The 262-nt window shown below is 70.2% G+C and carries 1 protein-coding gene; it reads left to right on the forward strand.

Going from position 1 to position 262, the window contains the following annotated elements:
- The coding region (locus tag E0702_RS17785) for a ComEC/Rec2 family competence protein (protein WP_205742099.1) at positions 1 to 262 on the forward strand (262 nt) is incomplete at both ends.

Raw genomic sequence — 262 nt, forward strand, 5'->3', positions numbered from 1 at the left:
CGCCGAGCGCGTCTACGAGCCCCGGCTGAAGCTGTCCAAGGCGATCCGCGACCGGATCGCGGGCCAGCCCGGGGCCTTCGCCTCGGCGATCATCACCGGCGACCGGGCGGCCATCGACCGCGCCCATGTCGAAGACCTGCGCGGCTCGAACCTTGCCCATCTGCTGGCGATCTCCGGCCTGCATATGGGGTTGCTCACGGGTACGGTGTTTCTGGGCCTGCGCAGTCTAATGGCGCTGTGGCCCTGGCTGGCGCTGCGCGTG

It is taken from the genome of Halomonas marinisediminis, from assembly GCF_004347715.1.
GTDB classification, from domain to species: Bacteria; Pseudomonadota; Gammaproteobacteria; order Pseudomonadales; family Halomonadaceae; genus Halomonas; species Halomonas icarae.